Annotated in this window: 16 protein-coding genes; 6 read left to right on the top strand and 10 right to left on the bottom strand. The window is 71.6% G+C overall.

Annotated elements, in window-relative coordinates; translation table 11 throughout:
* Positions 1-221 precede the first annotated feature (221 nt).
* Both RY076_RS23105 and RY076_RS23100 read right to left on the bottom strand, forming a co-directional pair.
* Positions 222-875, bottom strand: a complete 654-nt coding sequence (locus RY076_RS23105; RefSeq protein ID WP_323102272.1) for an O-methyltransferase — start codon at positions 873-875, stop codon at positions 222-224.
* A gap of 9 nt (positions 876-884) precedes the next feature.
* Positions 885-1,787, bottom strand: coding sequence for an NAD-dependent epimerase/dehydratase family protein (locus tag RY076_RS23100; RefSeq protein WP_323102270.1), 903 nt, complete (start codon positions 1,785-1,787; stop codon positions 885-887).
* Positions 1,788-1,928: 141 nt separating this feature from the next.
* On the opposite strand from RY076_RS23100, the gene RY076_RS23095 reads away from it, so the two are divergent.
* From RY076_RS23095 to RY076_RS23085, 3 genes are all read left to right on the top strand, one after another.
* Positions 1,929-3,227 (top strand): threonine/serine exporter family protein, encoded by a 1,299-nt coding sequence (locus tag RY076_RS23095; RefSeq protein WP_323102267.1) that lies wholly within the window; start codon positions 1,929-1,931, stop codon positions 3,225-3,227.
* Positions 3,228-3,349: 122 nt separating this feature from the next.
* Positions 3,350-4,165 (top strand): hypothetical protein, encoded by an 816-nt coding sequence (locus tag RY076_RS23090; RefSeq protein ID WP_323102265.1) that lies wholly within the window; start codon positions 3,350-3,352, stop codon positions 4,163-4,165.
* Between the two features lie 20 nt (positions 4,166-4,185).
* Positions 4,186-5,430 (top strand): M48 family metallopeptidase, encoded by a 1,245-nt coding sequence (locus RY076_RS23085; protein ID WP_323102264.1) that lies wholly within the window; start codon positions 4,186-4,188, stop codon positions 5,428-5,430.
* Between the two features lie 57 nt (positions 5,431-5,487).
* Here RY076_RS23085 and RY076_RS23080 read toward each other — a convergent pair whose 3' ends face one another.
* The 7 genes from RY076_RS23080 to glsA all read right to left on the bottom strand — a co-directional run bounded on the left by RY076_RS23080 (position 5,488) and on the right by glsA (position 10,944).
* A complete protein-coding gene (locus RY076_RS23080; RefSeq protein WP_323102262.1) occupies positions 5,488-5,784 on the bottom strand; it encodes a hypothetical protein in 297 nt (98 codons plus the stop codon).
* A 212-nt stretch (positions 5,785-5,996) separates the two neighbouring features.
* Positions 5,997-6,677 (bottom strand): GNAT family N-acetyltransferase, encoded by a 681-nt coding sequence (locus tag RY076_RS23075; RefSeq protein ID WP_323102260.1) that lies wholly within the window; start codon positions 6,675-6,677, stop codon positions 5,997-5,999.
* Positions 6,678-6,685: 8 nt separating this feature from the next.
* Complete coding sequence (locus tag RY076_RS23070; RefSeq protein WP_323102257.1) at positions 6,686-7,417, bottom strand: class I SAM-dependent methyltransferase; 732 nt, start codon at positions 7,415-7,417, stop codon at positions 6,686-6,688.
* A 61-nt stretch (positions 7,418-7,478) separates the two neighbouring features.
* The gene (locus RY076_RS23065) at positions 7,479-8,501 is read right to left on the bottom strand and encodes an alpha/beta fold hydrolase (protein WP_323102254.1); all 1,023 of its coding nucleotides are present in this window, start codon (positions 8,499-8,501) and stop codon (positions 7,479-7,481) included.
* Between the two features lie 99 nt (positions 8,502-8,600).
* The gene (locus RY076_RS23060) at positions 8,601-9,242 is read right to left on the bottom strand and encodes a hemerythrin domain-containing protein (RefSeq protein ID WP_323102252.1); all 642 of its coding nucleotides are present in this window, start codon (positions 9,240-9,242) and stop codon (positions 8,601-8,603) included.
* Positions 9,243-9,373: 131 nt separating this feature from the next.
* Positions 9,374-9,772, bottom strand: coding sequence for a DUF7144 family membrane protein (locus RY076_RS23055; RefSeq protein ID WP_323102249.1), 399 nt, complete (start codon positions 9,770-9,772; stop codon positions 9,374-9,376).
* A 143-nt stretch (positions 9,773-9,915) separates the two neighbouring features.
* Complete coding sequence (gene glsA, locus RY076_RS23050; RefSeq protein WP_323102247.1) at positions 9,916-10,944, bottom strand: glutaminase A; 1,029 nt, start codon at positions 10,942-10,944, stop codon at positions 9,916-9,918.
* Positions 10,945-11,148: 204 nt separating this feature from the next.
* Here glsA and RY076_RS23045 point away from each other — a divergent pair, with 204 nt between their 5' ends.
* The 3 genes from RY076_RS23045 (at position 11,149) to RY076_RS23035 (ending at position 12,532) form a co-directional block, all read left to right on the top strand.
* Entirely contained in the window at positions 11,149-11,511 is a 363-nt protein-coding gene (locus RY076_RS23045) for a DUF1622 domain-containing protein (protein WP_323102245.1), read from the top strand.
* Positions 11,512-11,656: 145 nt separating this feature from the next.
* Positions 11,657-12,136 carry a hypothetical protein gene (locus tag RY076_RS23040; protein ID WP_323102243.1) on the top strand — a complete coding sequence of 160 codons (480 nt, stop codon included), beginning with the start codon at positions 11,657-11,659 and terminating at the stop codon, positions 12,134-12,136.
* A 138-nt stretch (positions 12,137-12,274) separates the two neighbouring features.
* Positions 12,275-12,532 (top strand): DUF3303 domain-containing protein, encoded by a 258-nt coding sequence (locus RY076_RS23035; protein ID WP_323102242.1) that lies wholly within the window; start codon positions 12,275-12,277, stop codon positions 12,530-12,532.
* A gap of 72 nt (positions 12,533-12,604) precedes the next feature.
* Here the strand turns inward: RY076_RS23035 and RY076_RS23030 are convergent, their stop codons facing one another.
* Positions 12,605-13,963, bottom strand: a complete 1,359-nt coding sequence (locus RY076_RS23030) for an MFS transporter (protein ID WP_323102240.1) — start codon at positions 13,961-13,963, stop codon at positions 12,605-12,607.
* Positions 13,964-13,993: the final 30 nt, after the last annotated feature.

Here is a 13,993-nt window from a genome sequence, read left to right as displayed (position 1 = left end):
GTCACAACCAGGCGCGAGATACGAGACCCCGCGCCAAGGCGTTGTGCCCAGTCCGAACTGGTGGACCGGGACGGCAGCCGGGAACGACGCTAGCAGCCAGCCGCGCCTCTGGCCTGCACGACGCAGGACCCAACACCTCCGGCATGCGCCGGAGTGGCCTCAGCAGCTGCCCCGCGGGCCCTCGACGCGCACGCTGTCCAGTCGTGCTCGCCCTGCCTCCGTCACCTCCGTCGGGCGATGGTCAGTCCGTCGAAGGCGGTCAGGATCACGGCCTCGACCCGGTCGTCGGCGGCCACCAGGTCGTTGAAGGCGCGCAGGGCGGTGGTGTTCGCGTCCGTCGCCTCTGGGTCAGCGATCCGGCCGCTCCAGAGGACGTTGTCCGCCAGGAGCAGACCCCCGGGGCGGACCCGCGGCACCAGCTCCGCCCAGTAGTCGGCGTAGGACGGCTTGTCGGCGTCGATGAACACGAGGTCGATGTCCGCCGTCGGGGGCAGGGCACGCAGGGTCTCGAGCGCCGGCGCAATTCGGAGCTCGACCCGGCCGGCCAGACCGGCTGCGTCCCAGGCCCGTCGGCCGATCTCGGTCCACTCGGCGCTGACGTCGCAGCACAGCAGTGAGCCGCCGTCCGCCAGGCCGCGAGCGATGCACATGCTCGAGTAGCCCGTGAACGTGCCGACCTCGACCGCTCGGCGCGCGCCGATGAGCCGGGCGAGCATCGTGAGCAGCTGCCCCTGGTCATCGCCGATCTGCATGCCCGCCACGTCGCCGAGCCTCGCCGTCTCCGCCTGGAGGTCATGCACCACGGAGTCGGGCCGCCAGCTCCCGTGGGTCACGGCGTAGGAGCGAATCTCGTCGGTCACCGGGAAACTGCGCATCCTCGGACGCTACGCCTCGCTCCGAGGGTCCGGCAGGACATCGCGCCACGAGTGCTGCGGCGAGTAGCCGAGCAGGTCGCGGGCCTTGTCGATGGAGTAGAAGGTCTCGTCACGCCCCATCGGCCGCCGCAGCGGCACCCCGTCGTAGAAGCGCTCGCGCACCTCGTCGGTCGTCGCCGCGACGGACATGTCCGCGTTGGCGACGTTGAAGACCTCGTAGCCGAGCCCGTCGACCTCGAGGCAGCGCTGCACCATCTGGCCGAGGTCGCGGGCGTCGATGTAGGCGAAGACGTTTCGACGCCGCAGCGCTGGGTCCTCGAGGAACGGCGGGAACAGGTCGGCGTACTCGTGCGGCTCGATGACGTTGTTGATCCGCAGCCCGTACACGTCGACGCCGGTGCGGGCCTGGAACGAGCGCGCCGTCACCTCGTTCGCGACCTTCGACATCGCGTACGAGTCCTCCGGCACCGTCGGGTGCTCCTCGTCGACCGGCACGTAGACCGGCTTGCGCTCACCCTGCGCGAAGCAGATGCCGTAGGTCGTCTCCGACGACGCGAAGATCACCTTGCGGACGCCGAGCCGGGTCGCCGCCTCGAGCACGTTGTACGTGCTGAGGACGTTCGTCGCGTACGTCTTCGCGTCCGGCGCGAGCAGGATCCGCGGGATCGCCGCGAAGTGCACGACGGCGTCGTAGGCCGGCGTGGTCGCCCGCTCCAGCTCCTCGAAGCGCGCCAGTCCCGCCAGGGCCGAGTACGTCTCGCCGATGTCGGTGAGGTCGACCGTGAGGTCGTCGACGCCCGGGTGCCCGAGCGGGACGAGGTCGGCGTTGGTGACGTGGTGGCCCTGCTCGGCGAGGAACGGCGCGACGTGCCTGCCGGCCTTGCCGCTGCCTCCGGTGAAGAAGATGCGCATGCCTCGATCCAACCACCGCACCGACGCACGCCCGGGGGCGTGACCGCGGTTCGGCGACGCGGGACGAGCCCGGCGCCCGCTTTGACATGATGACCGCATGGAGGGAGCTGCGACCGTGCGCCGAGTCGTGCGCGCCGAGTCGTGACGGTCCCGCCGGGCCACGCCGACGCGGGCCGTCCCGAGGGCGACCAGGCGGCCGGGGACCGCGAGACCGAGACCCGGGCCCTGCTCGCCGAGCTGGGCACCGCCATGATCGCGACCGGCCAGCCGGTGCAGGAGATCGAGGAAGAGCTCGCCGAGGTGAGCGCCCGGCTCGGCTACCCCGACGTGCAGTCGGCGGTCGGACCCACCGGCCTGATGGTCACCCTCACGCCGGGTGGCGCGTCCACCTACCGCTCGGCGCCGGCCGGGCTGCGGCTGCACCAGGCGGCGAGCGTGCGTCTCATCCGCCACCAGCTGGTCCATGACGAGCTGACCATCGCCGAGGCCCGCGACGAGCTGGCAGCCACGACCACGCGTCCGGTCCAGCAGCCGTCGTGGCTCGTCGCGCTCGCCTGGCCCGTGCTCGCCGTCGGCATCGCGCTGATCCTCCAACGCGGATGGGCCAACGTCGCCGCCGCAGCGGTCGGTGCCCTCATCGTGCTCGCGCTCGTCCAGCTCGCCGAGCGCTACGAGGTGGTCGCGGCACTGCTGCCGACCCTCGCAGCCTTCGCCGTGTCGCTCGCCGTCTTCGGCGCCGCGAACGCCGGCCTGCTCGAGGGCCCGCTGCGTACCGTCCTGCCGCCGCTGGCCGTGCTCCTCCCCGGTGCCCTCGTCGTCAACGGCATGTCGGAGCTCGCCGCCGGGCACATGCAGGCCGGCTCCGCCCGCCTCACCTACGGACTCGCCCAGCTCGGCCTCTTCGCCCTCGGGCTCCTCATGGCCACCGCCCTGCTGCGGGTGCCCACCTCGACCCTCGTCAACCTTCGCGTCGACGAGATCGGGTGGGCCGGCGCCCCCGTCGGGCTGCTGCTCGTCGGCGCGAGCATCTGCCTCATGGAGGGCGTGCCGCTGCGGCTGCAGGGCTGGGTGCTGCTCGTCCTCAGCCTCGCCTTCGGTGCGCAGGTCGCCGGGCAGCAGCTCGGTTCGGTCGCCCTCGGCGGCTTCCTCGGTGCCATCGCCGCGAGCCTCGGAGCGAGCGTCGTCGAGCTCCGTCGCCCGCTGCTGCCCCGCCTCGTGCTCTTCCTCCCCGCCTTCTGGCTGCTCGTGCCGGGCAGCCTCGGCCTCGTCGGCGTGACCGAGCTCGCAGCCGGCCGCGAGTCCGCCACCGACGTGGCCCTCGGCCTGCTCGGTGTCGCCATCGCGATCTCCCTGGGGCTGCTCGTCGGCTCCTCGGTCGGCCGCGCCCTGCGTGGACGCTTTGCCGCCCCCGTCGACCCGGCAGCCACTCTGGACTCCTGACGCTGCCGCCACCCGTCGTCGCGCTGAGTGGTCTCGAGTGCACCGCGGGGGCGGGCGAGGGCTCGCGGCCCGTAGGCTCGTGGGGCCAACTGGCACCTGAACCAGCATGCCGAGGAGGCACCGTGTCTCAGACTTCATCGCGGATCCGGACGATCCTGCCCCCGTCGAGCCGCACTGCCCTGCCCGCCCTGGGAGCGACCGTGGCCGGTGGCCTGCTGACCGCGCTGGCGGCAGCCCCCGAGCGGCTGGGCCGGCTCCTTCGCGACCGCTACCCGATGGTGGCCGTCACGGGCGTGACGGGCGTCGGCAAGAGCCAGCTCGTCGACCGACTGACCCGCCGCGCCACCGACGAAACCCTGGCCGAGGTGGGTTCGGCGGTGATGGAGCGTCGGACGCGCCGCGGCTCCAGGCTGCACGGCTTCCGCTTCCTCGTCGTCCCGGGCGACAACGCGGCGACGCGCCTCGGCGCGCTCGACGAGGTCTTCCACGACGAGCCGGTCGACGGGGTCATCCACGTCGTCGCCAACGGCTACGCCACGCCCCGACGCGCCGCGGGCACGACGGGAGCGGCCACCGCGACGCGTGAGGAGCAGCTGGCCGCCGAGCTCGAGGACTGGACGATCACCTCGCACCGGATCGCCTCGATGGCCGTACGCCGCAACAAGCCGATCTGGCTGGTCATCGCCGTGACGAAGACCGACCTCTACCCCGACGACGTCGACGAGGCCGTGCGCTACTACTCCCCCGGCAGCGGCTCGCCCTTCGCCGCCAAGATCGATGCGTTGCGCGCCCTCGCCGGCGGCGCAAAGCTGTCCATCGACGTGCTCGCGGTCTCCAGCCAGGGCGGCGACCGCAAGGCGCCGATCTCCGAGAAGCGCGCCTCAGCCATGGTCGACGCCCTCGCCGACCGTCTCGGTCGCCTCAGCGGCCACGCCTGAGGGCCGCTGGGCAGGCGGCCATGACCTCGACCGGGTGGGCCGTGGTGGCGCTGGCCGCGCTGGCAGCAGGGCTGGCTGTCGGCGCGATCACGCTGGTGCCCTGGCGGGTGGCGCGCCCGGGCAACGCCGCCCGAGCGGCGGCGATGGGCGACATACCCGCCGATGTCGTCACCAGGGGCCGGGCGCTGCACGCCGCCCTGCGCCCGAGCTCCTACGGTTCGCTGCTGGCGGGACTGGCGGCGTCACTGCTCCTCGGCCTCACCCCGGCCGGTGCCCGCATCGTGGCCTGGGCGGCCCAGCCGTTCGGGGGACGCTGGCCGGCCGAGGCCGTGGTGGGCGGTCTGGTCGTCCTGCTGCTGCTGTGGTCGGCGCCGTTGCCGTTTGCCGTGTGGCGCCACACCGTGCTCCGCGACCACGGGCTGTCCACCCAGAGCTGGCGCGACTGGGCGGTGGACCTGCTCAAGAGCGGCGCGCTCGGCGTCGTGATCGGTGCGGTCGTGCTCGCCGGCTTCTACACGCTGACCCATTTGGCGCCGGACTGGTGGTGGGCCTTCGGCGCAGCTGCTGCCGCTGCCCTGGTGGTCCTGCTGTCCTTCGTCTTCCCGGTCCTCGTCGAGCCGGTGTTCAACAGGTTCACCCCGATGCCCGCCGGGCCGCTGCGTGACGAGCTGGTCTCGATGGCGGCCCGGGACGGCATGCCGGTGCGGGACGTGCTCGTCGCCGACGCGTCCCGGCGGACCACCGCGCTCAACGCGTACGTGTCCGGCTTCGGCGCCACCCGACGCATCGTCGTCTACGACACCTTGCTGCGCGAGGCCCCGGCCGGTGAGGTGCGTGGCGTCGTCGCCCATGAGCTGGGCCATGCCACGGACCGCGACCCCGAGGTGGGCACGCTGCTCGGGGCGATCGGCGCCGCGGCGGCGGTCGTGGCGCTCTCCCTGTTGGGCCACTGGGACGCCCTGCTCCACCGAGCCGGCGTGGACTCCATCGGCTCGCCGCGGGCGATCGGCCTGGTCCTCGCCGTGGGGGCGGTCGCGGGCCTGGCCACCGGCCCGCTCGAGGGCCTCGTCTCCCGCCGGGTCGAGGCCCGTGCCGACCAGCACGCGCTCCGGCTGACCGGTGACCCGGCCGACTTCGCGGCGATGCAGCTGCGCCTGGCCACCGTCAACCGGGCCGACGTCCACCCGCCCCGCATCGAGTACGTGCTCTTCGCCACGCATCCCGACACCGTGGAACGCCTGGCCGCAGCGAGAGAGGCGACATGAGCCGCGAAGCCCCCCGCCTTGAGGGGGCTTCGCGTGTGCCTCACCTGCCTCTCGAGGTCAGACGATGAGCAGAACCGCAGCGATCACGGCTCCGGCGAGGCTCAGCGCGCCGAGCACGAAGCTCGTCACTGCGCCTGCGGTCCAGTGCCCGGACTGGTCGCGGACGCTGGCTCCGAACATGCCGAAGCCGGCGGTGAGCAGTGCTCCGCCCGCGATCCAGCTGCTGAGGTACCAGGCCTCGCTCAGGTCGGCCAGGATCCAGCCGGCCGGCGCGAAGTACACGTAGGCGCCGAACGCTGCGACCAGGGCCCCGATGACCAGGAGCGTGTAGTCGACCGTGCGGTTGCGGAACAACCGGGGAAGCAGTTGATCAGTCTCCGCACGTTGCTTCTCAAGGAGCTGCGACATTGTCGTCACCTCCTTCCTGATCTCACCTTCAGCATGGATGTCCGGACGCGCCCACGTAAGGGGCTTTGGTCCGTGACCTTCGCCGGCAGAGCGCCGGCGACCGCGGCGGCGGCCTCTCCTCCGACGCCGCGCCACGATGAGCTGCTCGAGGCGCTGGATCAACCACACGCCACCTGACCCGGAAGGGACAGGTGCGGTCGCTCTGCGGCCCGCGACTTCTGGCAGGTGGCTCTCGCGCTCACGAGCTCGGACGGAAGGCTCACGACGATGTCGGTGTAGGGCCCGTCCACGGTGGTCGCGACCTCCCAACCCGAGCGCCGCACGAGTCCGAGCACGGCCAGGTTCTCCGCGAGGACGGTCGCGGTGAAGTGGGTGATGCCCGCCTCGGCGGCGAGCCGGGCCAGCTCGTGGACCAGCCGGGCGCCCAGCCCGCGACGGTGGTGGCTGTCGGCGACCTCGAGGGCGACCTCAGCGCGGTCGGGCCGTTCCGAGCGGAAGTACTGCGCGACGCCGACGAGGACGCCCGCGTCGAACGCCCCGACGGCCAGGTGGCCGTGGCTGGTCGCGACGAAGCGCGCGATGTCAGCCGGGGCGAAGGAACGCACGGGCCGGAAGTAGCGCAGGTAGCGCGACTGCGGCGACAGCCGCTGGAGCAGGTCGGTCATGTGCGGCGCATCGGTGGGCGTGAGGCGACGCAGCTGGATGGCGCGCGCAGCCGCGTCGCGGCAGGGTCGTGGCGCTCGGGCTGCCGCAGGGGTGGAGATGGTCTCGTGGTGGGCGGCGCCGATGCGCCGACGTGTTCTGGCCCCGGAGAGCGCAGCGATGACGGAGATCCGCATCGGGCTGCCTACCTGTCGAGACGTGGCCCGGCCTGGGCGATGGCCGTGCCGGCGATGTGGGTGTTGAAGGGCAGGAACGGCGAGCGGATCCGGTAGGTGCCGAGGTCGACGCCGGCGAAGCCGGCAGACCGGATCACGCTCGCCAGGTCCCGTTCGCAGGAGCAGCCTTCGAAGATCCAAGCCCACGGTCGACGGAGCGTCCGCTGCGCCCACCGAGTGGGCGTGCCCCGCTGCGCCGCGACGTGCTCGGCGAAGCTGAAGCGACCACCCGGTCGCAGAATCCGGCGGATCTCGCCGAGGACGGCCTCCGGGTCACGGACGCTGCACAGGACCAGGCTGGAGATGACGGCGTCGGCGCTGGCGTCGGGAAGGTCGATCCGCTCGCCGACGACGCTCCGGATCTCGAGGTCGACGCTCCGGGAGCGAGCCGCCCGCCGGAGCCGCGCGTGCATGTACGGGTTGGGTTCGACGGCGATGAGGCGGACGCCGGCGGGCAGGTACCGCAGGTTCGCACCGACTCCCGCCCCCAGCTCGACCACGGTCGGCGGGAGGTCGGCGAAGGCAATGGACTTGTGGCTGTGCATGAGCCGGTCGATGTAGCCGCCCATGACCCAGAAGAACGCCGAGTTGAACCGTCCGCGGCCCGGGTGGTCGTCGAACTCGTGCAGTTTCTCGGGCTCCCCGGAGGCATGGGTGGATGTGGTTGTCGGAGTGGAGGATTGCGATGGGCGAGTGGTCATGCATCGAGCGTGCCGAACGGGCGGCGACCCCGTCAGCAGTGGAAATACCGCACTTCGGAGGTCAGCCGGCCGCGTTCGACGCGACGTACCAGGCTGCGATCTGGGCGCGTGAACGGAACCCGAGCCGCGCGCGGATCCGTTCGACGTGCGACTCGGCAGAGCGCTCGCTGATCACGAGCTCCTCGGCGATCTGCCGGTTCGACCAGCCGAGCGCCACCAACGCCGCCACCTGGGTCTGGCGCGCGGTCAACGTGGGCGGCGCCCCGGGGGCGAGCGGGGGCAGTCCCAGGCCGCGACGCATCGCGTCGAGCACGGAGTGGGCGTCGCCGGCGAAGGGGATGTGCGTCCGGCCGGCCAGCACGGTCAGCGTCGCACCGTCGATGCCACGGGCCAGCCGCTCACCCTCCGCGAGCGGCACCGCGCGATCGTCCTCGCGGTGGATGACCGAGGTGGGTGCGGCGATCCGCCGGAGATCGTCCGCGACGTCGATGTCGTAGCAGGCTGCCAACAACCGATGCGCCCAGGCTGCGGACGCCGAATCTCGTTGGTAGCGCGCGAACATGGCGCGGAAGCCGGCGTCCGCATCGGGGGCGAAGATCTCGGTCAGCACGTCCGACGCGAACCCCCAGTGCTGGTCGACCAGCCCGAGCACGTGTTCCCGCACGGCCTGATCCGCCACGCCGTCACCGTCGACCCACCCGCCGTACAGGACGAGACGCGTCACCGACGTCGGATGCCGGGCGGCCCACCTCACCGCGAGCGGCGCACCGAAGGAGGCCCCGACCAGGTCGAACTGCTCGACACCGACAGCGGTCGCGACGGCGCGCAGGACCTCCAGCTCCAGCTCGACGACGTCGGTGCGAGCGGTCTCGCCCGACAGGCCGCAGCCCGGTCGGTCGTACCGCACGAGCGTCCGACCGTCGGCCAGGCCCTCGTAGAACTGGCGCTCGGCCGGCAGCGCCCACCCCAGCTCGAGATGGGACACCCACCCCGGCACGTAGATCGCCACGGGGCCCCGGCCGGCGACGGCGAACCGTATCGCCGTGCCGTCCTCGAGGGCGGTCGAGCCGAGCCGCTGCTCCACGTGCGACATTCTCCAGCGGTCGGTCGGGCGACGGAAGCGGCGTGTCTCGTCATACCCCGGCTGCGGGTAGCAGCCGGGGTATGACGAGACTGCGGGCTCCTACCTGGTGGCCTGCCAGACGGGCGCGACCTCCCGGTGGTACGACCTGCCGGCCAGTCTGCTGAGCAGGAAGGTCACCGGCGCCGGGATCGTCGAGCGAAGGTAGGAGCGCTCCGCCTCGGGCATCCCGTCCTGGACCCAGGCCATGAACCGGCCCGACTCAGCGAGGGACGGAGGCCTCAGCTGCTTCTCGACGGCCTTCCACTCGGGCGTCTCGAGGTGCGGCAGCAAGAGCGGCTCGAGGTCGTCCTCCTCGTGGTGCAGGTGCCGCTCGACGACCTCGTTCGCCCTCACGACGGCGTCCCTGGCGGCGTGGGCATCGGCGGCAGACCCGGTCGAGGCGTAGGCGTCCATCGCGGTGTGCGCAGCGGCGAGTGCATCAGCCATGGCGTGGTGCTCGGTCTCCATCACCTCGACCAGCTCCTGGGCCCCCTCCACCCTGGCCAGGAAGGGGAACACGTGCGTGTCCTCGCCCTCGTGGTGGTGCCCCAGCTGGTCGTGGAGGTTGGCGTAGGCCACCTGCAACTGCTGGGCGCGGGCGCGGTCCCCGTCCGGCGCGGCGGCGAGGGCGGACTCGAGGCGGGAGAGGTCGCGACGCACCGCAGCGTGGATGACGCGGTTCATGGTCATGGGCCCTGTCATGTCGAGACGATAACCAGCCGGGCCCGGGGCGGGGGCCGGAACCGGCACAGTCGCGGTCCGGCCGCGGCCGGGAGCCCGCCGGCTGAGGCGTCAGCCGGCTGAGGCGTCAGCCGGCTGAGGCGTCAGTCGGTCTACGGCCTCTTGAGCTGGACGGCGAGGGCCCAGACGATCACGGCGTTGATGGCGATGACGACGATGGCGCGTACCGGGTCGTACGGCAGCCACATGAACTGCGCCGTCGCCGACAGGATCGCGACGGCCACGGCCACGATCAACGACCACACCTTGCCCACGATCACCGCGATGCCGAGCCCGAGGGCGGCGAGGCCGAGAACCAGCTGGATCCAGCCCCACGTCGTGACGTCGAACGTGTAGACGTACGCACCGGCAAGGACGTACCGCTGGTCGTTCACCAGGGCCGTGATGCCCCCGAGTGCCTGGAACAGCCCGGCCGTGATGAGCAGCAGGCCCGCGAAGACCGTGAGGCCCGCGGCCCATTCCAGCTTGGTCGACGATGGTTGGCTCGTCATCGAAATCGCTCCCTCCGATGTCGCCGACCCGCGGCACGGCTCGGCGTGCGTCCACCTCACACGCTAGGTGGGCGCCGGCGGACGGGACTCATCCTTCGGAGGTGAAACGACAGAGCACCCAGACGCGCTGGCGCGTCCCGGGTTCAGCGCTGCGGCTCCACGGGCTCGGAGGCGAACAGGTTGAGACCGAGCCGCTCGGAGAGGAACTTCGTGACGAGCTGGCCGCGCACGCTGTTGCCGGCCGGATCCAACGGCGGCGAGAACGTGGCCAGGCCACCCTTGCCCGGGGACACGGTGACGATGCCTCCGCTGACGCCGCTCTTGCCGGGCATGCCGATCTCGTACAGCCAGTCACCGGACAGCTCGTACAGGCCGGCGGTCGCCATCACGGCGAGCACCCGCCGGCACACGCCGCGCGCGATGACACGTTCCTGCGTCTGCGGGTTGACGCCGCCGTCGGACAGGGTCGCCGCCATCACCGCGAGGTCGTGGACGGTCACCTCGAGCGAACACTGGCGGGTGTAGACCTCCGTCGCCTGGTCGGGGTCGAAGTACACGCGCCCGTAGCTGTTCAGCAGATGGGCGATGCCCTGGTTGCGCATGTTCGAACCGGACTCGGAGGCGAACACCTCCTCGTTCACCGTCAGCTCGCGGCCTGCGAAGCGTGACAGGCCCTCCCGGATGGATTCGAACTTGGCCTCCGCGGTGTCGCCCGGCACCAGGCTGGTGGTGGCGATCGCTCCTGCGTTGACGAGGGGGTTCATCGTCCGGTCGTCGTTGAGCTCGATGGCCATGAGGGAGTTGAAGGGAAACCCCGTGCTGTTGACGCCGAGCCGGCGCCGCGCCGACTCGTGGCCGACGGCGTCGCACACCAGCGCGAAGACGAACGGCTTCGAGACGCTCTGGATCGAGAACAGGGTGTCCACGTCGCCGATCTCGAACGAGCGCCCCCGGGCACCGACGACGCTGATCCCGAACCAGTCGGGCGACGCCTCGGCCAGCACCGGGATGTAGTCGGCGACCGTGCCGTCCGTCGTGCCTCGGTACCGCTGGTAGGCCTCGGTGACGAGCTGCTCGACCTCCTCGGGCCGGGGCAGCTCACCGGTCGAGACGCGGGGCGGTGTGATGGCCTCGTCGAAGGGGAGCCGCTCGTGCATGGAGAGCTGCGTCATGAAGGACCGCCCTTCGGATCGTCTCGCCATCGAGCGTAGCCCGAGGGAGACGGCCCGGAGCCGGCATCGCGCCAGGTCGAGCGCTGGACCTCGGGCCGGCGCGGCGCCGGAGGCGGTGCACCCATTTCCCGGATCTCGTGCCGACGTGGACGCGCGGCCCACGACAATGGAGCAGCAGTCCGGACCGCAGCGGGAGGCACATGCATGGCTTTCACCGAGGCGATCGAGCTGGCGGGCAAGGTCATCGACACCGCCGGCGTCGCCGTCCTGGTGGCCGGTGCCGCGTTCGCCGCAGCCAAGGCCGTCCTGAACTGGCGAGCCCACCGGCCCGACACCTACCGGCTGTTCAGGCAGCAGCTCGGGCGATCCATCCTCCTCGGCCTGGAGCTGCTGGTCGCTGCCGACATAATCCGCACCGTCGCGATCACCCCGACCCTGAACAACGTTCTCGTGCTCGGTCTCATCGTCGTCATCCGCACCTTCCTCAGCTTCTCCCTCGAGCTCGAGATCACGGGTCGCTGGCCGTGGCAGAAGAGCGACGAAGCACGTCCCGACGAGCGGGCCTGAGACCCGCAGCGGAGCCGCCCCCAGCGAGCGGCAGCGGGACGTGGGGTCGCTCACCTCAGCCAGCGGGGATGAAGCGCCCTCCCGCAGAGCACGGGATCGTGGCAGCTGGAGGCGTCAGGACGACGAGCCGAGGAAGGAACGCACCGTGACTGCGAAGAGCGACTTCACCGAGGAGGAGTGGACGCGCGTCGTGCGTGCTCCGTTCATGGCCGGAATGTCGATCACCCTGGCCGACCCGGGCGGGCCGATCGAGGCTGCCAAGGAGTCCATGGCGATGCTCAAGAGCGCCACCAACCCGCCCAGTCGAGAACAGCTGCTGGCTGAGGTGGCCCTCGAGATCCAGGCCATGGTGCAGGAGCACCACAACCCGGTCAGCGGCTACAAGCCGACGGGTGGACAGCCGCCCGGCGAGCAGGTGCTCGAGGAGCTGCGCGCCGTCCATCGGATCGTCGCCGCGAAGGCCACGCCGGAAGAGGCGGCTGCCTTCGGGCAGTGGCTCGTCACGGCGGCACAAGCGGCTGCGGACGCCGCCAAGGAAGGCGGCTTCATGGGGTTCGGGGCGCAGCTGGTCAGCGAGCGCGAGCAGGACATGCTGGACCGCGTCCGCCTGGCCGTGAGCGGATGACGTCTGCCGCGTCCCCCTCAGGGGATGCTGGGCACTGCGCGGCCGGCGTTCGAGAACTCCCGGAAGACGCAGGCCCGCGGCTAGACTTCGACTCCTCGGGCGGCGTCCGACCGGGCGTCGGGACGACGGAGGAGCGCCATGCTGTTCCACATCACGCAATCTCATGCCCCGGCTGACTGCCCGTACGGCGCGGGCGGGTCCCGCTCGCTGTTCGACGGTGACCATCCGGACGTGACCCTCCACGGCTACTGGCTGGCCTTTCCACAGCACACGACCTACCTGGTGGTCGAGACCGACGACATCGCGCACCTGCAGGCGTTCCTCAAGCCGGGCGCCGGCGTCACGACCTGCCAGATCACGCCAGTGAGTGACCGGCCGGTGGCTCAGACGGGGTGAACGCCGGCGCTCGCCACATCCGAGACGAGACCTCCCCACAGCGTGCGCTGGTAGCAGCGGCACCGGCGCGCGTCAGCGCACCGGGTCGGGGTCCGGCACCGGCGCGTCGGTGCTGATGAGCGAGGGCGCGGCGAGCGCGAGGCCCTCCTCCGCGTCGGGCGCGGCCGAGCGGGCGTCGGCGAGCACGTCGGCGGGCACGTGCCGCTCGAGGAAGCGCTGGGCGAGCCGCGTCGACGGGTGGATGCCGATCGTGGCCACGATGATGATCCCGGCGATGAGCAGCCAACCACCGGCACCCCAGTTCATGGCGAGGAACGTGTAGAGCGCGGGCGCCCAGACGCGGCCGAGCGTGCCGCTGAGCTCGGCGGCACCCTGGTAGGCGCCGCGCTGGCGCGGGTCCATCAGCTCGGCCTCGAACGACCAGCTCGCCGCGGATAGGTACAGCTCGGCGCCGGTCACCGTCACGTGCCCGAGCCAGACGAGTGCGATCGTCACCCAGCCGACGGTGTCGTGCGTCGCCAGCGTGATGATGCACGACACGACGAAGAAGACGGCCGAGAGGCGGACGGCCCTGAGCGCCGTCGGCACGTTCCTGACCCCGCGCGAGGTGACCATCGGCAGGAAGATGCACATGACGGTGTTCGTGCCGAAGAGGAACGCCAGCAGCACCCGCGGTGCGTCGGTCTTCTCCACGAGCCACAGCGGGATGACGACGTTGAGCAGCACCTGGTTGGTCCAGAAGACGCCGCCGAAGAACGTCGTGAGCAGCCAGCCGGGGTTGCGCAGCGGGCCTGGGCCGGGCATCTTCACCTTCCGGTCCTCGGGGGTACGTTCGTCGTGGGCTGCCTTGGGCAGGCGGGTGATCGCGGCGGCGTTGACGAGGAAGGCCACCGAGGTGAACCACGGCAGGGCGTGCAGGACGTCGTTGGAGTGGAACGCGAGGGCGATGCCGCCGAGCATCGAGCCGATGGTGAAGCCGACGTTGAGCGCGGAGTACATGTACGCGCGCGACGTCACGCGCTCGTCCGGCGGCAGGACGTCGATGGTGTACGCGCCGTACGCCGCGCCGCCGAGCGCGCCGATGACCTCCATGCCGACGGCCATCACGACGTAGCCCTCGAAGCCGTCGATGAGCGGCCAGAACGCGAACATCGCGGCCTGCCCGGCGGCGCTGACGGCCCACATCCGCTTGGGGCCGAAGCGGTCGACGAGCTTGCCCATCGGGAGCGCGGCGAGGAACGCGGCGATGCCGGCGAAGGTCAGGCCGAGACCCACCTGAGCGGCCGAGAGCCCGACGATCTGCGTGAAGAACACCGCCGAGCCGGTCATGAAGGTGCCCTCGCCCAGGGCGAAGAGCAGCGACTGGGCGGACAGCCGACCGGCCAGCGGCGACGGCGGGCGGGCGTGGCGCAGGACGGCGGCGAGAATCACGCGAGGATTCTCCAGATCCGTACGGCAGGT

The sequence above is a fragment of the Intrasporangium zincisolvens genome (assembly GCF_034724055.1).
Classification (GTDB): Bacteria; Actinomycetota; Actinomycetes; order Actinomycetales; family Dermatophilaceae; genus Monashia; species Monashia zincisolvens.
This window is presented reverse-complemented; position numbering and strand designations above follow the sequence as displayed.